18 protein-coding genes are annotated in these 19,640 nt (G+C 64.9%); 7 read left to right on the forward strand and 11 right to left on the reverse strand.

Going from position 1 to position 19,640, the window contains the following annotated elements; translation table 11 throughout:
- Positions 1-110 precede the first annotated feature (110 nt).
- From SAS01S_RS13895 to SAS01S_RS13905, 3 genes are all read right to left on the reverse strand, one after another.
- Entirely contained in the window at positions 111-1,541 is a 1,431-nt protein-coding gene (locus SAS01S_RS13895) for a circularly permuted type 2 ATP-grasp protein (RefSeq protein WP_174544966.1), read from the reverse strand.
- A 175-nt stretch (positions 1,542-1,716) separates the two neighbouring features.
- The gene (bla, locus tag SAS01S_RS13900) at positions 1,717-2,562 is read right to left on the reverse strand and encodes a subclass B3 metallo-beta-lactamase (protein ID WP_245656909.1); all 846 of its coding nucleotides are present in this window, start codon (positions 2,560-2,562) and stop codon (positions 1,717-1,719) included.
- The gene (locus SAS01S_RS13905) at positions 2,559-4,586 is read right to left on the reverse strand and encodes a protein-disulfide reductase DsbD family protein (protein ID WP_066809345.1); all 2,028 of its coding nucleotides are present in this window, start codon (positions 4,584-4,586) and stop codon (positions 2,559-2,561) included. Before SAS01S_RS13905 ends, bla begins: the two co-directional genes overlap by 4 nt.
- An 80-nt stretch (positions 4,587-4,666) precedes the next feature.
- On the opposite strand from SAS01S_RS13905, the gene SAS01S_RS13910 reads away from it, so the two are divergent.
- Together SAS01S_RS13910 and SAS01S_RS13915 are read left to right on the forward strand one after the other, a co-directional pair.
- Positions 4,667-6,307 carry an alkaline phosphatase family protein gene (locus tag SAS01S_RS13910; RefSeq protein ID WP_066809348.1) on the forward strand — a complete coding sequence of 547 codons (1,641 nt, stop codon included), beginning with the start codon at positions 4,667-4,669 and terminating at the stop codon, positions 6,305-6,307.
- Positions 6,304-6,657, forward strand: coding sequence for a VOC family protein (locus tag SAS01S_RS13915; protein WP_066809350.1), 354 nt, complete (start codon positions 6,304-6,306; stop codon positions 6,655-6,657). Before SAS01S_RS13910 ends, SAS01S_RS13915 begins: the two co-directional genes overlap by 4 nt.
- A gap of 48 nt (positions 6,658-6,705) precedes the next feature.
- Here SAS01S_RS13915 and SAS01S_RS13920 read toward each other — a convergent pair whose 3' ends face one another.
- The 6 genes from SAS01S_RS13920 to SAS01S_RS13945 form a co-directional block, all read right to left on the reverse strand.
- Entirely contained in the window at positions 6,706-7,641 is a 936-nt protein-coding gene (locus SAS01S_RS13920) for a polysaccharide lyase domain-containing protein (RefSeq protein ID WP_066809352.1), read from the reverse strand.
- A 168-nt stretch (positions 7,642-7,809) separates the two neighbouring features.
- Positions 7,810-8,223 carry a nuclear transport factor 2 family protein gene (locus SAS01S_RS13925; protein ID WP_066809355.1) on the reverse strand — a complete coding sequence of 138 codons (414 nt, stop codon included), beginning with the start codon at positions 8,221-8,223 and terminating at the stop codon, positions 7,810-7,812.
- 84 nt (positions 8,224-8,307) lie between these two features.
- Positions 8,308-10,968: a methionine synthase gene (gene metH / locus SAS01S_RS13930; protein WP_066809358.1), complete on the reverse strand. Its 2,661-nt coding sequence runs from the start codon at positions 10,966-10,968 to the stop codon at positions 8,308-8,310.
- Between the two features lie 99 nt (positions 10,969-11,067).
- Positions 11,068-12,114 carry a homocysteine S-methyltransferase family protein gene (locus SAS01S_RS13935; protein WP_066809417.1) on the reverse strand — a complete coding sequence of 349 codons (1,047 nt, stop codon included), beginning with the start codon at positions 12,112-12,114 and terminating at the stop codon, positions 11,068-11,070.
- A 93-nt stretch (positions 12,115-12,207) separates the two neighbouring features.
- On the reverse strand, positions 12,208-13,146 hold the full coding sequence (gene metF, locus SAS01S_RS13940; RefSeq protein ID WP_245656910.1) for a methylenetetrahydrofolate reductase: 939 nt from the start codon (positions 13,144-13,146) through the stop codon (positions 12,208-12,210).
- Positions 13,146-14,105, reverse strand: a complete 960-nt coding sequence (locus SAS01S_RS13945) for an ArsR/SmtB family transcription factor (protein ID WP_066809361.1) — start codon at positions 14,103-14,105, stop codon at positions 13,146-13,148. Before SAS01S_RS13945 ends, metF begins: the two co-directional genes overlap by 1 nt.
- A gap of 104 nt (positions 14,106-14,209) precedes the next feature.
- Between SAS01S_RS13945 and SAS01S_RS13950 the strand changes: the two genes are divergently transcribed.
- The 4 genes from SAS01S_RS13950 to SAS01S_RS13965 are packed head-to-tail and all read left to right on the forward strand — an operon-like array spanning position 14,210 to position 16,491.
- Positions 14,210-14,509, forward strand: a complete 300-nt coding sequence (locus tag SAS01S_RS13950) for a hypothetical protein (RefSeq protein WP_066809364.1) — start codon at positions 14,210-14,212, stop codon at positions 14,507-14,509.
- Positions 14,509-14,706 carry a hypothetical protein gene (locus tag SAS01S_RS13955; RefSeq protein WP_066809367.1) on the forward strand — a complete coding sequence of 66 codons (198 nt, stop codon included), beginning with the start codon at positions 14,509-14,511 and terminating at the stop codon, positions 14,704-14,706. Before SAS01S_RS13950 ends, SAS01S_RS13955 begins: the two co-directional genes overlap by 1 nt.
- Positions 14,703-15,647 carry an aldo/keto reductase gene (locus SAS01S_RS13960; RefSeq protein ID WP_066809369.1) on the forward strand — a complete coding sequence of 315 codons (945 nt, stop codon included), beginning with the start codon at positions 14,703-14,705 and terminating at the stop codon, positions 15,645-15,647. Before SAS01S_RS13955 ends, SAS01S_RS13960 begins: the two co-directional genes overlap by 4 nt.
- Positions 15,648-15,669: 22 nt before the next feature.
- A complete protein-coding gene (locus SAS01S_RS13965; RefSeq protein ID WP_066809371.1) occupies positions 15,670-16,491 on the forward strand; it encodes a PP2C family serine/threonine-protein phosphatase in 822 nt (273 codons plus the stop codon).
- Positions 16,492-16,516: 25 nt separating this feature from the next.
- On the opposite strand, the gene SAS01S_RS13970 is transcribed toward SAS01S_RS13965, so the two are convergent.
- Positions 16,517-16,921, reverse strand: a complete 405-nt coding sequence (locus tag SAS01S_RS13970) for a GFA family protein (protein ID WP_066809374.1) — start codon at positions 16,919-16,921, stop codon at positions 16,517-16,519.
- 97 nt (positions 16,922-17,018) lie between these two features.
- Between SAS01S_RS13970 and SAS01S_RS13975 the strand changes: the two genes are divergently transcribed.
- Positions 17,019-17,708 (forward strand): helix-turn-helix transcriptional regulator, encoded by a 690-nt coding sequence (locus SAS01S_RS13975; RefSeq protein ID WP_066809377.1) that lies wholly within the window; start codon positions 17,019-17,021, stop codon positions 17,706-17,708.
- 250 nt (positions 17,709-17,958) lie between these two features.
- Here the strand turns inward: SAS01S_RS13975 and SAS01S_RS13980 are convergent, their stop codons facing one another.
- Complete coding sequence (locus SAS01S_RS13980) at positions 17,959-19,554, reverse strand: isocitrate lyase (protein WP_066809381.1); 1,596 nt, start codon at positions 19,552-19,554, stop codon at positions 17,959-17,961.
- Between the last annotated feature and the right edge of the window lie 86 nt (positions 19,555-19,640).

A 19,640-nucleotide genomic window follows, 5' to 3' on the forward strand; every position in this document is an offset into this window, starting at 1 on the left:
CCGCGACCAACAAGCAACAAGCCAGGAGGCGGCCGAAGGATGGGGCCCCTCCACCATCGCTGGCGCGATGGTCCCCCTCCCCGTTCCGGGGAGGATTTTGGGGTCGCCCTTCACGCCTGCACCTGAAAATGCGCCGGGCCGTTGTCGAGCAGCACGAAACTATCCTTGGTCCCGCCGCCTTGCGACGAATTGACCACCAGCGAGCCTTCCCGCAGTGCCACGCGGGTCAGCCCGCCCGGCACCACTTGCACCCCCTTCGATCCGGTCAGCACGAACGGACGGAAATCGACATGCCGCGGGGCAAGCCCCTGCTCGACCAGGGTCGGTACGGTGGACAAGGCCAAAGTCGGCTGCGCGATGTAACGATGCGGTTCGGCGATCAACGCCGCGCGGAACCGTTCGATCTCGTCCCTCGACGCGGTCGGCCCCACCAGCATGCCGTAACCACCTGATCCGTCGACCAGCTTCACCACCAGCTCGTCGAGATGCTCGAGCACATATTTGAGCGCCTCGGACTCGCGGCAGCGGAAGGTCTGGACGTTAGGCAGCTTGGCCTCGGTGCCGGTATAATAGCGCACGATCTCCGGCATGTAGGAATAGATCGCCTTGTCGTCGGCGATGCCGTTGCCCGGTGCGTTGAGCAAGGCGACATTGCCCGCCGCATAGGCTGCGATCAGCCCCGGCACGCCCAGCATCGAGTCCGGGCGGAACACCAGGGGATCGAGATAATCGTCGTCGATCCGACGATAGATCACATCGACCTTCACCCGCCCGGCAATCGTCCGCATCCACACGATATCGTCGTCGACCACTAGGTCCGCCGCCTCGACCAGCTCGACGCCCATCGAATCCGCCAGAAAGCTGTGTTCGTAATAGGCCGAATTGAAATGACCCGGTGTGAGCACGACGCAGACCGGATTGCTCCCCGTCCCTTGTGGCGCGACCGACTTCATCGTCTGGAGCAGACGGTCGGGATAGGAATCGACCGCGGCGACACGGAACTGGCGGAACAATTCAGGGCACAGCCGCAGCATCGCCTCGCGATTTTCGAGCATGTAGCTGACGCCCGACGGCGTCCGCGCATTATCCTCCAACACGAAGAAATCGTCGGGTCCGGTCCGCACCAGATCGATCCCGCAAATATGCGCCCAGATGCCGTGCGGTGGACGCATGCCGGCGATTTCGGGCCGGAATTGCGGATTGCCGAAGATCAAGTCCTCGGGAAGGACGCCATCCTTCATGATCCGGCGCGCGCCGTAAATGTCGTCAAGAAAGGCGTTGATCGCCTGGACGCGTTGCTCCAGCCCCGCCGAGAGCCGTGCCCATTCGTCGGCCAGGAATACGCGCGGGACGATGTCGAACGGAATGATCCGCTCGCTGGCGTCCTCATCGCCATAGACCGCGAAGGTGATGCCGAGCTGACGGAACGTGACTTCGGCCGATTGCTGGCGGCGCTTGAGTTCGGCGGCATCGGTGGTGTCGAGCCATTCGCCGAGTGCGGTCAATTCGCGACGAACGAGCGCAGCACCCGAAGTGCCCATGATCTCGTCAAACGCCGGCCCGATTCCCACCAAATGCCAAAGCCCCGCCAGATGTCAGAGTTCCATGCTGCAATGGAATGCTGCGGCGCACAAGCATCACCGATAAGAAATCTGCGCGGGGCGCAGATTTCTTATCGGTGATGCTCGGCGAGCTAGCGAGCCGCTGGGGAGCTACCTACTCCGCGATCGCCTGCTGCTTGAGCAGTTCCTTGTCGAACGCCGCCTTGGACTCCGCGACCATTTTCGGCAGCAGGGCCGGCGTCAGCCATTTGCCGCTCGCCTTGCGTCCCATCACGTCCGATAGTTCGGGGTGCGCCGTCAGCACGATATCCGCCTTCATCGCGCCGAGCCGTTTGAAGCTCGCGCGGTAATCGGCGACGATGCCGGGATAGGTCTTGTTGCCGTAGAGTTTGTTGCCGGCAACCGACAGGCTGCACGGGAACACGACGCTCTTCACCCCGGCCTTCACCCTCACCGTCGTCGTCCAGGTCGTACACCCGTGCGTGTGTCCGGCGGTCAATATCGCGGTCATCGTCACGCCGCCCAGCGTCACCTTGTCTCCGTCATTCAGGTGCCGATCGACCTTCACGGGTGGAAAAATGCCGACATAATTCTGGTCGCCGAAATGCTTGCCGTTCTCGAGCGCCCAGACATCGCCTTCCATCGCGTCGAGCTTGGCGCCGGTATCGCGCTTCATCGCGGCGAGGCCGCCGGCATGATCGAAATGCGCGTGGCTGTTGAGCAGGATCTTGATGTCCGACAGCTTGAACCCAAGCGCCTTGATGTTCGCCTCGATCGCCGGGACGTTCTCTTCCATCGTGGGGTCGAGCAGGATCAGCCCCTTGGACGTGACGATCAGATAGGATGCCAGGCCGGCGGTCCCGACATAATAGATGTTGCCGGCGATGCGGAACGGCTTGGTCGGCTGGGTCCAGGCGGGCGGATCGTCAGCGGGGGCAGCCGGCGCGGCAACGACCAGCATGAGCCCCACGGCGGCCATTCCCAGCATCCTGGCGATCATTGCAATTCCTCCAACAGCGACGGCGTCAACACCTGCGGCAGTATCCGCGGTCCGCCGCCGCCCGCCGGATAATAAAGATAAAGCGGCACGCCTGCGCGATTATGCGCTTCGATGAAGCGCCCGAGCACCGGATCGCCATTGGTCCAATCGCCGACGAGCACCGCGACGTTCTTCGCCTTGAACGAGGCATGGACGGCATCTGTGTCGATCGCGACGCGCTCGTTGACCTTGCAGGTCAGGCACCAATCGGCGGTGAAATAGGCGAACACCGGACGCCCCTGCGCGCGCAACTGGGCGAGCCGTGCCTCGCTAAACTTTTCTTCGCCGGCGGCGACGACGGCCGCTTGGCCCGGATGATCGCGCACCAGCCAAACACCCGCCACCGCGACCAAGGCGAGCATCACCAACGCCACCGCGCCAAAGCCCAGCCCTCTCGCCTGCCGCCGTCCCGCGGCCCATAGCACGATGCCGGCGCCCAGCGAGACGAGCAGCGCCAACGCCATGCCATCGACGCCAGCCTGCTTGCCCAGCACCCAGGCAAGCGCGACCGCGGTCAACCACATCGGGATCGACAGGATGCGGCGCAGCGTATCCATCCACGCGCCCGGTCTCGGCAGCCGCTTGCGCAGCGCCGGCACGTACCCGAGCAGCAGGAAGGGCAGCGCCAGCCCCAGTCCCAATCCTCCGAACACCGCCAGCGCGGCGGGCCAGGGCAAGATCAGTGCGGCGCCGAGCGACGCCGCCATGAACGGCCCGGTACACGGCGTCGCCACGAACGCGGCGAGCGCACCGGTGACGAACGCACCGCCCGCGCTACCGGTACGGTTGACGAAACCGGGCACCGGCACCTCGAACACGCCGGCGAGATTGAGCGCAATCGCCACCGTCAGCAGCAGCAGCAGCATGACGACGTGGGGGTCCTGCAATTGGAACGCCCAGCCCACCGCGCTGCCACCGGCTCGCAGCGCCAGGATCGCCGCACCGAGCGCCAGGCACACGGCGGTCGCACCGCCGGTATAAGCCAGCGCCTCGTGCCGCGCCGCGAGCTCGTCGCCGCCGGCGCGCGCCAGGCTCAATGCCTTGAGGCTCAGGATCGGGAACACGCAGGGCATGACGTTGAGGATCAAGCCGCCCAGCACGGCGCCGAGAAACGCGATCAAGGCGGTCGACCAGCCGCCCTCAGCGGTGGTTGCAACGGCAGCGGGCACGACCCCCGGCGCCGCCGCCAGCGCCAGCGCATGGCCGTCGACGCTCAGCACGCCTTCGATCGGCCCGGGCGCGCCCTTGCCCTTGGTGGTAATGACCAGCCGATCGCCGTCGCGCGCCACTTTCTGCGGTTCGGCATAGTCGATCGCATCGGCAGTGATCGGATAGAAATATGCCCCCGCCCCAGCCGCGCTGGCCGGATAGGGGATCGCGATCTGCACCGCGCCGCCTTGCGCCTGATAGGTCGCGCGCGAGCCGAGCGGCTGCGGCAGTGCGCGCCTCCATTGCGCGAATTGCGCCGCCAGCGCAGGGTCGGACTGCCCGTCGCCGACGGTCAGCTCGGTTGCCAGATCGGCCTGTTCGGGAACGCATAAGGTCTTGGTGCAGACGAGATATTGCAAGTGAAGCTTGATCGGCAGCTTGCTTCCCGCCGCCAATCCCTCGGGCACGGTCAGCGGCACGATCACCGCATAGGGCTGTTCGAACACATAGTTCATTAGCCCCGCCACGATCAGTTGCTGCGGTGCCGGATAGCGCGGGTCGCCCGCGGTAGCCTTGCTCGGCAGCGTCCAGGCGAATTTGGTCGGAAATCCGGCATCACCGGGGTTCTGCCAGTAACCATGCCAGCCCCGCTGCGGCGTCGAGTCGAGCGCGAGATTGATCTTGCTGCCCGCTTTGGGCCTGCTGGTTTCGGCGACGAGGTGGATCTTCAAATGCGGGGGCGGATCATTCGCGGGATCGGCTTGCGCCTGCGCCGGAAGGGCCCAGGCGACCATCGCCAGCATCATCGTCACGAAAGCGAAACCGAGCGCGCGCATGCGACCCCTTGTACCTAACACACCAGCCCCTTAGCGGTCCTTCCACGGCTCGCCCAGCCCGACAGCGGAGTTTCCCCCCGATGCGCCTTGCCAAGTTCGCCCCGATCGCTCTCGCGCTCTTCGCCGCACCGCTCGCCGCACAGGATGCGCCGCCGACCCCGGCGCCCGCCAAGGCGCGCCCGCCGAAGCTTGTCGTGGTGATCTCGGTGGACCAATTCTCGGCCGATCTGTTCGCCGAATATCGCAATCGGTTCACTGGCGGGTTCAAGCGTCTGCTCGACGGTGCAGTGTTCCCTGCCGGATTCCAGAGCCATGCCGCGACCGAAACCTGCCCCGGCCATTCGACGATCATGACCGGTGATCGCCCGGCGCGGACCGGGATCATCGCCAACGAGTGGTATGAATGGACCGGCCCACGCCCCGGATCGATCTATTGCGCGGAAGACCCGTCGAAGGGCTCGGCCAAGGACTATGTGGCCTCCGACATTCACCTGCGCGTGCCGACGCTTGGCGAGCGGATGAAGGATGCCGACCCCGACGTCCGCACCGTGTCGATCGCGGGCAAGGATCGCGCGGCGATCATGATGGGCGGGCACAAGATCGATCAGGTCTGGTTCTGGCGCGACGGTAAGGGCTTCATCTCTTATGGCGGCCGCGCCGAGCCCACCGCGGTGACCGCCGCCAACGCCGCCGCCAAGGCCGAAATCGCCAAGCCCGGCGCCGCCTTCGCCGAGCCCGATTGGTGCAAGCCGGTCGACCGCGCGATAGTCGCCAACGGCCAGACCGTCGGCGCTGGTCGGTTCGAACGCCCCATCAATAACGAACCCAAATGGAAGGCATCGCCGGCCTTCGACAGCGCGATCGTCGGGCTCGCCAGCGCGATGGTCCGCGACATGAAGCTCGGACGCGGTAAGTCGACCGACATATTGACGATCGGCGCCTCGGCGACCGATTATGTCGGCCATACCTATGGCACTGAGGGCTCGGAGATGTGCATCCAGCTCGCCACGCTCGACCAGACCCTGGGTAAATTGTTCGCCGCGCTCGACAAGACCGGCGTCGATTATGTCGTCGCGCTGACCGCCGACCATGGCGGCAACGACATTCCCGAGCGCGAACGCGAACGCGCGATGCCGATGGCCGACCGTGTCGCACTCGCGCTGACGCCCAAAACTGTTGGAGACGTGATCGCCAAGGACATGGGGCTGACTGGCCGCGTCCTCTACGGCGGCACCAATGGCGACGTCTGGATCGATCCCAAGCTGACCCGCGATCAGCGGGCCCAGGTGCTCGCCGCCGCGGTCGCACGCTATCGCGCCGATCCCCAGGTCGCCGCGGTCTTTACCCAGGCCGACATCGCCGCCGGTCCGCTGCCCGAAGGCCCGCCCGAAGGCTGGACCTTGCTCCAGCGCGAACGCGCCTCGTTCGATCCGGCGCGGTCGGGCGATTTCGTCGTGTTTCTGAAACCGCGCATCACCGCGATCCCGCCCGGCGGCTATCCCGGCGCGGTTGCGACACATGGGTCGCCGTGGGATTATGACCGTCGCGTGCCGATCCTGTTCTGGCGCAAGGGGATGAAGGGGTTCGAACAGCCGCTTTCGATCGAGACGGTCGACATCATGCCCAGCCTGGCCGGCGTGCTCGGCTTCGCGCTCAAGCCCGGCGATGTCGACGGCCGCTGCCTCGATCTCGATGGCGGCACGGCGAGCACCTGCCCATGAGCTACGCGATGCGCCGCGTGATCATCTTCACGCACAATTTCGCCGCGATGCGCGATTTCTACCGCGACACGTTCGGGCTGGAGGTCGTCGAGGAGGATGACGGCTGGGCCGATCTGGCGGCAGGCGGCTGCAACATCGCGATCCATGCCGCAGGCAAAGGCGTCAAGATCGGTCCCGATTTCGAGGGCCCGCACAAGATCGTCTTTCATGCCGACGATGTCGCCAAAGCACGCGAGGACCTGGTGTCGCGCGGCGCCAGGATGGGGCCGGTCAAGGTCTTCGGCAACCTCCATCTGTGCGACGGCGACGATCCCGACAAGAACCGGTTTCAGCTGTCCAATCGACCTTAAACGATTCACCTTCCATGCTCCTGCGAAAGCAGGAGCATGGCGCCGCGATCAGCGCTCTTCGTACTTGCGGATACCCGTCGCTAGCTGGTTCTCGCCGACGTCGAGCCGATCACGTCCGACATTGGCGACGAACGCCGGGCTCTTGGCGAAATTGGGCGCGAGGGTCGCGACATTGTCGACGACTTTCAGCCCGGTGGATGGATAGGTCCGCCCTTCCGCCGCGACGACGATGAAGCCGGTCCAATTCTCCTTGTTCGGTCCGTCGGCGAAGGTGTTGCGCGCGATCAGGCCGGTGCCGCCTTCCGACAGGTCGATCATATAATTGGTCTTGCGGCCCTGGCTGTCGTCGAAGCTGTTATCGGTGATCGACAGGTTCGGCACGCGCAATTTGACGTAATGCCCGCCGGTGCCGCGCTCGAAGCGCGAGCGCGTGATCGTCACCGATCCCTTGTTCGCGAGATAGATCGAATGCGAACAATCGACCGTCTCGTCGCACTGGCCGAGCCCGGAAAAGGTCGAGCGGTCGATGACGATCTGCTGACCCGCGGGCTGGCCGCCGAGAATGCCTTCCTGACTGTCGAGGAACATCGAGTTGCGCACGGTCAGATTGCCCATCTCGGTGCGGATGCCGGCGCCGTTGCCGTCCGACACGCGCATGTTGCGGAACACGATGCCGTCGACCACCGACGACAACCCTCGCAGCACGAACGCCGCTTTCCCTTCGCAGGTCTCGCCATCGAAGATCGCGGTGCCGGGTTGCGCCGCCTTGAAGGTGATGTTGCCGCCGGCCTGGACGGTGCATTGATGATAGACACCCGGCGCGATCACGATCGTCGCAGTGCCCATGCGGATCGACTGCACGGCGTCATCGAGATTGACGTAGCCTTGGCCGGTCTCCTGCACGGTGAACGGCGCGGCGCCCGGATCGGCCTGGAGCGGCGCCGCGGCGAGTAATGGGAGCAGGGCGAATAAGGCACGGCGCATTGAGAGACTCCTTCGCGCGTGGCCATCCTACGCTCGGCGTTCCGACAGAAGGGCAAATGACGGTTAATGACGTCGTTGGGGCGAGGGTCGCTGCCTTGGATATGAACGACCTGCCGTGGTGACCCAACGGGGGACAAATTCTTCTGCCCTTGTGGGGGGATAAACCGCTCAACCAGCCGCCATCGCGCTCGCGGCCATCTGTGCCATCGTCGCGGTATCGGCGAACTCGACCAGCGACACCGTCTTTAACTCGTCGTCCAGCGTCCAGATGTCGCATATTTCGGTGACGTCTCGCCCGCCGCCGCGCGCCGAGACCTCGATACGCAAATGGACGAACGCGGTGTGATCGCTCACCGCGGCATGTAGCCGCTCCATCTCGTGGAAGGTGAAGAGGTCGATCAACTCGTTGATCGCGCCCAGCGCGTCGACCGGACCGACGTCGAACCCCATCACGTCGCTTCGGCCGACCACCCGGAACGTAGCGTCGGGCGCAAAATGCGTGGCGAGCGCTTCCTTGTCGCCCCGTTTGCGCGCGGCATAAGCGGCATCGATTGCTGCGAGCACGGCATCACGATCGGCCATCAGTCCCTCCCCATTTCGATCGGGGAAGGTTACCAGTCGAAGACCGCCGCATCCATGCGAGATGCCTCCGTTTCGGACGCGATCTCAGTCGAGATTGGGCCGCAGCCACCGTTCTGTCGTCGGCAGGTCCGTCCCCCGCCGCACGGCATAGTCCTCGACCTGGTCCTTGCCGATCCGCGCAACGCCGAAATACTCAGCCTGCGGGTGACCGAAGTAAAAGCCGCTGACGGCCGCAGTCGGCAGCATCGCGAAGCTTTCGGTCAGGCTGATGCCGGTTGCGTGATGCGCATCGAGCAACTTGAACAAGATCGGTTTCAAGCTGTGGTCGGGGCATGCGGGATAGCCAGGCGCCGGGCGGATGCCGCGATATTGCTCGCGGATCAGCGCTTCGTTGGTCAACTGCTCGCCCTCGGCATAGCCCCAGAGCGTCGTGCGAACATGCTGGTGAAGCCGCTCGGCCAGCGCCTCGGCGAAGCGGTCGGCGAGCGCCTTTAGCAGGATATCCGAATAATCGTCGATCGCCGCCTTGAACCGCGCGAGGTGTGGTTCGATGCCGTGGATCGACACCGCGAAACCGCCCAGCCAGTCGCCGGCGGTATCGATGAAATCGGCCAGGCACATGTTCGGTCGGCCCTCGCGCTTGGCGATCTGCTGGCGCAGGAACGGGAGGCGCACGTGGCTCTCGTCGTCGGGCAGATTGAGAAAATCGAAGCTGCGCAATTGCTCTGCGGTCCAGTCGCCCTCCGGCGCGAGCACGACGTCGTCCTCATAGCGTGCGCACGGCCACAGACCGACCACGCCGCGCGCGGTCAGCCACTTCTCCGCGATGATCTTGTCGAGCATGGCGTTGGCGTCGGCGAATAAAGACCGCGCGCTTTCGCCGACGATCTCGTCGTCCAGGATCTTGGGATAGGTGCCGGCGAGTTCCCAGGCGCGGAAGAACGGCGTCCAGTCGATACACTCGCGCAGGTCGCTCAAATCCCAGTCGGTGAAGACGTGACGGCCGGGCTGTTTGGGCGCGGGCGGCTTCAGCGCCATATCGGCCTTGAAGCCATTGGCGCGAGCTTGCGCCAGCGGCAGCAATTCGTTCTGGCCCTTATTCTCTCGCGACTTGCGCACCGCGGCATAGTCGTCGGCGACCTTAATGACATAATCGTCGCGCTGCGTGTCGGACACGAGCGTGGTTGCGACGCCGACCGCGCGGCTGGCGTCGAGCACATGGACGACAGGACCGTCATAGGCCGGCGCGATACGCAAAGCGGTATGGACCTTCGACGTCGTGGCGCCGCCGATCAGCAGCGGCATCGTCATCTTGGCGCGCTTCATCTCCTCGGCGACGGTGACCATCTCGTCGAGGCTCGGGGTGATCAGCCCCGACAGGCCGATCATGTCGGCATCATTCTCGTTCGCCGCCTCGAGGATCTTGGGCCACGGCACCATCACGCCGAGATCGACGACTTCGAAGCCATTGCACTGAAGCACGACGCCGACGATATTCTTGCCGATATCATGCACGTCGCCCTTGACGGTCGCCATGATGACCTTGCCCTTGCCCTTCGCGCCGGGCTCCTTCGCCGCCTCGATATAGGGCAGCAAATGCGCGACCGCCTTCTTCATCACGCGCGCCGACTTGACCACTTGCGGCAGGAACATCTTGCCCGATCCGAACAGGTCGCCGACGACGTTCATCCCGTCCATCAACGGACCTTCGATCACCTCGATCGGGCGCGCAGTCTGCAGGCGCGCTTCCTCGGTGTCCTCGACGACATATTGGTCGAGCCCCTTGACCAAGGCATGCTCCAGCCGCTTGCCGACCGACCAGCTGCGCCATTCCTCGGCCGCCTTTTCGGCCGCCACATCGGTACCGCGGAATTTCTCGGCGAGCACGACCAGTCGTTCGCCGGCATCGGGATCCTTGTTGAGGATGACGTCCTCGCACGCCTGGCGCAGTTCGGGATCGATCGTGTCGTAAACGTCGAGCTGGCCGGCATTGACGATCGCCATATCCATGCCTGCGGGGATCGCATAATAAAGGAACACCGAGTGCATCGCGCGGCGCACCGGCTCGTTGCCGCGGAACGAGAAGCTCAGGTTCGACAGGCCGCCCGAGATATGGACGTGCGGGCAGCGTTGCTTGATCTCACGCGTCGCCTCGATGAAGTCGACGCCGTAATTGTTGTGCTCCTCGATGCCCGTCGCGATCGCGAAGACGTTGGGGTCGAAGATGATGTCCTCGGGCGGGAATCCGATCCCGATCAGCAATTTGTAGGCGCGCTCGCAAATCTCGACCTTGCGCTCCTTGGTGTCGGCCTGGCCGGTCTCGTCGAACGCCATGATCACGGCCGCGGCGCCATAGGCCATGCACTTGCGGGCGTGTTCGAGGAATTGCTCCTCGCCTTCCTTCATGCTGATCGAATTGACGATCGGCTTGCCCGACACGCATTTCAGCCCGGCCTCGATCACCGACCATTTCGAGCTGTCGATCATCACTGGCACACGCGCGATATCGGGCTCGGCGGCGATCAGCTTGAGGAAGGTGGTCATGGCGTGGACCGCATCGAGCAGGCCCTCGTCCATATTGACGTCGACCACCTGTGCGCCGTTCTCGACCTGCTGGCGCGCTACCTCGACCGCCTTGGCATAGTCGCCGGCCATGATCAGCTTCTTGAACGCCGCCGAGCCGGTGACGTTGGTACGTTCGCCGACATTGACGAAATTGGCGGAGGAAGGCGTGGCAGTCGTCATTATTTTCCCATTCGTCATCCCAGCGAAAGCTGGGATCTCACGCAGCAGGCGCGCGCTATCAATCAAAGACCCCAGCTTCCGCTGGGGTGACGGTTTTGCTCAGGCCGCCATGATCATCGGTTCGAGACCCGCGAGCCGCGTCCGCACCTCGGGCGTGACGATCTTGCGCGGGGTCAGGCCCTTCACCCCGTCGGCGATCGCCTTGATATGCGCGGGGGTCGAGCCGCAGCAGCCGCCGAGGATGTTGACCTGCCCGGCCTCCGCCCATTCCCCGACCAACCCGGCGGTCGTCGCCGGCTCTTCGTCATAAGCGCCGAGTTCGTTTGGCAGGCCCGCATTCGGGTAAACCATGATCAGCGTATCGGCGATCCCGCTCAACGTCTTGACGTGCGGGCGAAGCTGCTCGGCGCCGAACGAGCAATTGAGCCCGATCGTCACCGGCTTGGCGTGGCGCACCGCGTGCCAGAACGCCTCGACGGTATGACCCGACAGATTGCGGCCCGAGAGGTCGGTCAGCGTCATCGACAGCATGATCGGCAAGTCGCGGCCGAGCGCCTCGCCCGCCTCGATCGCCGCCATCACGCCGGCCTTGGCGTTGAGCGTGTCGAACACCGTCTCGATCAGCACGAAATCGATCCCGCCCTCTACCAGTGCGTCGATCTGCTCACGATACACGTCCTTGAGGTAATCGAAGTCGATCTCGCGATAGCCGGGATCGTTGACGTCGGGCGACAGCGACAGCGTCTTGTTGGTCGGCCCGATCGCCCCGGCGACGAAACGCGGGCGGCCGTCTTTGGCCTCAAACTCGTCGGCGATGGCGCGCGCCATCTTGGCGCTTTCGAGATTGATCTCGCGGACCAGATGCTCGGCGCCGTAATCGGCCTGACTGATACGGTTGGCCGAAAAGGTGTTGGTCTCGGCGATGTCGGCGCCCGCTTCGAAATAGGCGCGGTGGATCGACGCCGGCACCTCGGGCTTGGTCAGCGCGAGGATGTCGTTATTGCCCTTCTGGTCGTGACTCAGGCCAAGCGAGCCGGCATAATCGGCTTCGGAGAGCTTCCAGTTCTGGATCTCGGTTCCGAATGCGCCGTCGGTAATCAGGATGCGCTTCGCGGCTTCGGCGAGCAGTTTTTCACGTGATGTCATCATATCCGTCATCCCAGCGAAAGCTGGGATCTCCCAGTTTTGAGCGTGCCATTTGCGGCGCGAGACCCCAGCTTTCGCTGGGGTGACGACAAATTACGCCGCCTCCGCCTTCGCCGCGTCCTTGGGCCGGATCCCCAGCAAATGGCAGATCGCATAGCTCAGCTCAGCGCGGTTGAGCGTGTAGAAATGGAAATTGCGCACGCCACCGGCATAGAGCCGCCGGCACAATTCCGCGGCGATGGTCGCGGAAACCAATTGCCGCGCGGCGGGATGATCGTCGAGGCCGTCGAACAGGCGGCCCATCCAGCTCGGCACCGCGGTGCCGCACATCGCCGACATGCGCTGTACGCTGGCGAAATTCATTACCGGCATGATGCCGGGGACGATCTCCGCGTCGACGCCCGCCGCGGCGAGCGCATCGCGATAGCGGAAGAAGGTCTCCGCCTCGTGGAAGAACTGGGTGATCGCACGGCTGGCGCCGGCGTCGAGCTTGCGCTTGAGGTTGTCGATGTCCGCCGTCGCGTCGGGCGAGTCCGGATGGCATTCGGGATAGGCCGCAACCGAAATCTCGAACGCATGGAGCTTGCGCAGCCCCGCGACGAGATCGGCGGCATTCTCATAGCCGCCGGGATGCGTGGCATATTTCTCGCCCGCGCGCGGCGGGTCGCCGCGCAGCGCGACGATGTGGCGCACGCCGGCTTTCCAATAATCGTCAGCGACCTGGTCGATCTCTTCCCGGGTCGCCTCGACGCAGGTCAGGTGCGCGGCGGCCGGTATGTTTGTCTCGCGCGCGATCCGGGCGACGGTCGCATGCGTCCGCTCGCGGGTCGAGCCGCCGGCGCCATAGGTCACCGAGACGAAGCGCGGGGCGAGCGGGTTCAGTGTCTGCAGCGACTCCCACAGCGTCTCTTCCATCTTCTCGGTCTTGGGCGGGAAGAATTCGAAGCTGACCTGGGCGTCGCCCGCGACGTCCGCGAACAACGGGCTTGCCAGCGCGAGCCGCGCCTCCGCCATCTGCTTGACCGAAACCATTACGCTGCCTCCGCTATACGCGCCGGCGCGCTTGCCTTGCGCGCCAGCCACAATTTCACCGTCAGTTCGCCACCCTCGAGCGTCTCGGTCCGCACCGGCGCGAGCCCCGAATGCTCGAACCAGCCGAGCATCTGCTCGTCCGAAAAACCCAACCGCGCATGCGCATCGCGCATCCGCAATTCCTCACGCCCATGCGGCGCGAAATCGACGATCAGCAGCCGCCCGCCCGGCCCCAGCACGCGCGCCGCCTCGGCGATCGCCGCGTCGGGCGTCTGCGCGAAGTGAAGAACGTGGTGCAGAATAGCGAGGTCCGCCGTCCCGCTGTCGAGCGGCAGCGCGTAGAGATCGGCCTGGCGCAATTCGGTATTGTCGAGCCCACGCTCGGTCAGCTTGGCACGCGCCAGCCGGAGCATTTCGGAGCTGCGGTCGATGCCAAGCGCATGGTCGGCCTGCCCCGCGAACAATTCGAGCATCCGACCGGTGCCGGTGCCAATATCGATCAGCCGCTCGACTCGCGCATCGCCCAGCACCGCGGCCATCGCCGCTTCGACCTGCTCCTCGGCGATGTGAAGCGAGCGGATCGCATCCCATTCGCCGGCATTGCTTTCGAACCAGCCCGCCGCATGCGCGGCACGATCGGCCCGCACTGCCGCCAGCCGTGCCGCATCGGCCTCGGCGCGGGCATGCGCTCGGTCGCCTTCCCAGGCATCGAGCGCGATGCACAATGGCGCGGCGACATCGCGCGCACCCATCGCGACGAAGACCCAGCTGCCTTCCTTGCGACGCTCGACGATGCCGGCATCGGATAATATCTTGACGTGCCGGCTGACGCGCGGCTGGCTTTGCCCCAATACTTGCGCGAGTTCGCCGACCGACAGCTCCATCGAGCGCACCAGCGCGACGATCCGCAGCCGCGTCGAATCGGCAAGCGCACGGAAGATGTCGAGGGCGTTCGGCATGACAGATAGAGATATAAAGATATCTTTATATGCCGTCAACGCGTTGCGCGCGGAACGGGGTGGCAGTAGCGGTGTTTCGACCCCCATTGGCAGGAGATTTCCCGATGACCAAGGCTCCCAAGACTCTCGCCGTATCGCTCGCGATCATCGCCACGCTCGGCATCGCCGCGTGCAGCAACAAGGCGCAGAACGAAGCGGCGCAAGCGGCCAACACGATGGCGGGCGACGCCAACGCGACCATGGCGCGCGCAGTCAACACCACCGACGCCGCGGTCGATTCGGCGCTGGGCGCCGCCGAGAACCACATGGATGCCGCATCGAACAAGATGGACAAGGCGACCAGCGACGCGAAGAAGGACGCCGGTCAGGCATTGAAGGACGCCGGCAACGAGATCGAGGATTGATGCGCGCTCGCCTCGCTTTCGCCGGGCTCGCCCTCATGATGGGCACGGCGGCGTGCTCGAGCCGCGACGATACCGGCGGCGTATCGGCCGACGACCAGCGCGCGTTGAACGACGCCGCGGCGATGCTCGACGCGAACAATGCCGTGCCGGCCCAGCCATCCGACCCGACGCCGTCCAACCAGGGAAATGCGCAATGACCGATCTCCGCCGTGTGGGCGCCAGCCATCTGCACACCCCGAAGCTCTGCCTCGGCGGCAACGTGTTCGGCTGGACCGCGGACAGAGCGACGAGCTTCGCCGTGCTCGACGCCTTCGTCGACGCCGGCGGCACGTTGGTCGACACCGCCGACGTCTATTCGGCTTGGGTGCCGGGCCACAAAGGCGGTGAATCGGAAAGCGTGATCGGCGAGTGGATCAAGTCGAGCGGCAAGAAGATCGGCGTCGCCACCAAGGTCGGCATGCTGCCGAGCACGGCGGGCGAGAAGCTCGCCCCCGCGCGGATCGCCGAGGCCTGCGATGCGTCGCTCCAACGGCTCGGCGTCGAGCAGATCGCCCTCTATTATGCGCACCAGGACGATGAGGCGACATCACAGGAAGCCTATATGGAAGCGTTCGCCAAACTGGTCGCGGCGGGCAAGGTCGCGGTGCTGGGCGCGTCCAATTTCCACGCAGCACGGCTCAAGTCGGCCAATGACGTCGCGCGCGCGGCGGGCCTGCCGCATTTTCAGGTGCTGCAGCCCGAATACAATCTGGTCAGCCGCCACAAATTCGAAGGCGAGCTGCAGGATTATTGCGTCGAGTATAACATTGGTGTGCTGCCTTATTACGGGCTCGCCTCCGGCTTCCTGACCGGCAAATATCGCTCGGCCGACGACCTTGGGAAAAGCGTGCGCGGCGGGCGGATGACCGCCTATCTCGAGGGCAAAGGGCCTGCGGTGCTGAAGGCGATGGACGAGGTCGCGGCGGAAACCGGCGCGACATTGGCGCAGATCGCCTTAGCATGGCTCGCCGCGCAACCCGGCGTCACCGCACCGATCGCCAGCGCGACCAGCGTGAAGCAACTCGAGGAATTGCTGCCGGCGATCGACCTGAAGCTCAGCGCCGACCAGCTCGACAAGCTCGACGCCGCCGGCGCCTGACTCCTCCAAACAAAGGGCGGGCATGCATCTCGACCTGATCCAGTCGCTGTCGATTGCGGGCGATTCGTCGAAGGCGAATGACGACCGCGCGGGCGCGGGCCATGCCCATGCCTGGGTGATCGACGGCGCGACCGATCTCGGAGAGCCAGGGCTGCTCGACAATCGCGGCGGTGCGGCATGGATTGCGGCAGAGGCCGACCGCGCCTTCGCGGCGGCCGATAGCGGATCGATCGAGCAAGCGTGTCGCACCGTGTTCGAGCGCGTCGCCGCTGCCTTTGCCGAGGAACGCACGCGCGCGCCCGAAAGCTGGGAGCTCCCTTCGGCCTCATTTCTCGCCGTGGCGATCGCCGGCAATGTGATCGATTGCGCCTGGCTTGGCGATTGCGCGGCCCTGCTGATTCGTGACGGGCAAGCGACACGGATCGGCCCGCAGCGGGATATCCGCGACGACGAGACCGATCTCGCGCGGAGCGTCGCGCATCACGGCTTGGGATCGGTCAAGCGCGCGGCGCCCATACTCGACGTGCTGCGGACGGCGCGCAGCCGGCCCGACCGGCTGGTGCTCGGAGTCGATCCGGCGGGCGCCGAGCATATCTATTATTCGAGCCAAGCCTGCGTGGCCGGCGATGAATTGCTGCTGATGAGCGATGGCTTCGCCGCCGTCACCGATCTCTATCGCCTGATCGATCAGGCTGCGCTGCCCGGCCTGCTCGCCGAAAGCGGGCTATCCGGCATTGCCGCGCGGTTGCGCGCAGCCGAGGCCGAGGATGCCGAATGCGCGCGCTGGCCGCGCTTCAAGCAAGGCGACGACGCCACCGCGATCTGGCTGCGCGTCGCGGCGTAATCCTTGCTCGCACGCGAATAGGGGGTCACAAATAGGAAGTGACGGCCGGCGGTTCCCACCAGGCGTTGTCGCGCCCGTTGCCGAACTTGACCGGTGTCTCCGCCAGTTCCTGATCGCTGACATCGTCGAGGCAATTGACGTTGACCGATACGTAATCGCCACCGATCGCCTCGACATGACCATCGCCGAACGACGCGACGCCGCAGGTCTTGCAGAAGCGGTGATGGCCGGATTTCGTCCCGAACTGATAATCCGACAGATTGTCGGCGCCCGACAACAGCCGGAACTGGTCGGGTTTGAGCAATGCACCCCAGGCGCGGCGCTTGGTGCAGATCGAGCAATTGCATTTCCCGGTGCCGGCGGCGAGATCGATATCCGCCTCGAAACGCACCGCACCGCAATGGCAGCTGCCGTGATAGATCTTCAACATCGCTGACTCTCCTGTCGTTTCCTGTCGTCCACGAGAACCGACTTACTGCCACCCTGCTGCCACCATGCTGTCAGCATCGTGCAGTTAGAGAGCGGAAATGCGACGCGCCGACCGCCTGTTCCAGATCGTCCAGATCCTCCGCCGCGAGCGGCGGCCGATCACTGCCGAGGCGATCGCGATCGAGATCGAGACCTCGAAACGCTCGGTCTATCGCGATATCGCCGCGTTGATGGGCCAGCGCGTGCCGGTGCGCGGGGAAGCCGGGATCGGTTATGTGCTCGACGACGGTTATGACCTTCCGCCACTGATGCTGACATCCGAAGAGGCTGAGGCTGCCGCGCTGGGCGCGCAATGGGTCGAGGGCCATGGCGATCCCGCTCTGGCGCGCGCCGCGCGCGACCTGCTCGCCAAGATCGCCGCAGTCGTGCCGAACGACATGGTCCCACGGATCACCGACGCCGTGGCGCGCACGACGCCGGGCTGGCGGATCGCGCCGGACAGCGTCGACGCCGGCCGATTGCGCACCGCCATTCGCAGCGGCAGCAAGATCCGACTCTCCTATCGCGACGAGCAGGGCCGGGTCAGCGAACGCATCGTCTGGCCGGTAGCGATCGGCTATCTCGACGCCGCGCGGCTGCTTGCCGCCTGGTGCGAGTTGCGCGAGGATTTCCGGTCTTTCCGCCTCGACCGTATCGTCGCGGCTGATATCCTCGACCAAACCTATCCGCCAAGACCGGCGGCGCTCAGGGCGCAATGGCTCGCCCGTTTTCGCGACGGTGCGGCATAGTCGGCGGGCGGCGCCACCGCGCTCCGGATGGCGCATAGTCGTGAAAATGAAACGGCCCGGAGGGGCTACTTCCTCCGGGCCGTCCATGGTTCGCCGCAAGCGGGGGCTGACGCGGCGAACGTCGCGGCGCGGGCCGCGAACTTACTTTGGCAGTGACGCTGCGGCGAAGCCGCGTCGTCGGTCGGGGCTGTCGGCCCCGTCGGCCGGGCGTGATCGCGAGCGCGAGATAGCGGATCGCTATCCCGCTCGATCACGCCGCGAACTGGTTCATCGTATTATGCGCCCCGCCAGCCTTCAGCGCGGCTTCACCGGCGAAATACTCCTTGTGATCGTCGCCCAGGTCGCTGCCCGACATGTTCTGGTGCTTCACCGCGGCGATGCCCTGGCGGATTTCCTGGCGCTGGACGTTCTTGACGTAGCCCAGCATCCCCGCCTCGCCGAAATATTCCCGAGCCAGATTGTCGGTCGATAAAGCGGCGGTGTGATAAGTCGGCAAGGTGATCAGGTGGTGGAAGATACCCGCCCGCTTTGCGGCATCCGCCTGGAAGGTCCGGATCCGCTCGTCGGCCTCGGCCGCCAGATCGGTCGTGTCATAATCCACGCTCATCAGCTTCGCGCGATCGTATGCCGACACGTCGCGGCCCGCCTCGGCCCAGGCATTATAGACTTGCTGACGGAAATTGAGCGTCCAGTTGAAGCTGGGTGAGTTGTTGTAGACCAATTTCGCGTTGGGCACGACCTCGCGGATGCGATCGACCATCGAGGCGATCTGTTCGATATGCGGCTTCTCGGTCTCGATCCATAACAGGTCGGCGCCGTTCTGCAGCGAGGCGATGCAGTCCATCACGCAGCGGTCGGCCCCAGTCCCTTCGCGGAACTGGTAGAGGTTCGACTTTAGCCGCTTGGGGCGGACGAGCTTGCCGTCGCGTTCCATCACGACGTCGCCGGCTTTGAGGTCGCCGATCGCGATCTCCTCGCAATCGAGGAACGAATTATACTGATCGCCGAGGTCGCCAGGCGCGTGGCTGATCGCGATCTGCTTGGTCAGGCCGGCGCCCAACGAATCGGTGCGCGTGACGATGATCCCATCCTCGACGCCGAGTTCGAGGAAGGCGTAACGGCACGCGCGGACCTTCGCCAAAAAGTCCTCATGCGGCACGGTGACCTTGCCGTCCTGATGCCCGCATTGCTTTTCGTCGGACACCTGGTTCTCGATCTGCAGCGCACAGGCTCCCGCCTCGATCATCTTCTTGGCGAGCAAATACGTCGCCTCGGCATTGCCGAAGCCGGCATCGATGTCGGCGATGATCGGCACGACGTGCGTCTGGTGATTGTCGATCGCGTGGATCAGCCGCTGTTCGGCAACTTCGTCGCCCGCCTCACGCGCCTTATCGAGCTCGCGGAACATCATCCCCAACTCGCGCGCATCGGCTTGACGCAGGAAGGTGTAGAGTTCCTCGATCAGCGCGGGAACGCTGGTCTTTTCGTGCATCGACTGGTCGGGCAGCGGTCCGAAGTCGGAGCGCAACGCGGCGACCATCCAGCCCGACAGGTAAAGATAGCGGCGCTCGGTCGAGCCGAAATGCTTCTTGACGCTGATCATCTTCTGCTGACCGATGAACCCATGCCAGCAGCCCAGCGACTGGGTGTAGTTGGCCGGATCGGCGTCATAGGCCGCCATGTCGCGGCGCATGATCGCCGCCGTGTAGCGCGCGATGTCGAGCCCGGTGCGGAACCGGTTCTGGACCTGCATCCGCGCCACTGCCTCGGCGCCGATCCCGTCCCAGGTGCCATTATGGCTCTTGATAAGCTGGCCGGTAGCAGCGATCGAATCTTGGTAGGTCACGGTACGTCCTCGCTTGTAGTGATGCGAGGTTATGTACAGCTATTTACATAGTTCGCCGCAGCTCAACGAGGACGATAGAGGTTATG

The organism is Sphingomonas asaccharolytica NBRC 15499 (assembly GCF_001598355.1).
GTDB lineage: Bacteria > Pseudomonadota > Alphaproteobacteria > Sphingomonadales > Sphingomonadaceae > Sphingomonas > Sphingomonas asaccharolytica.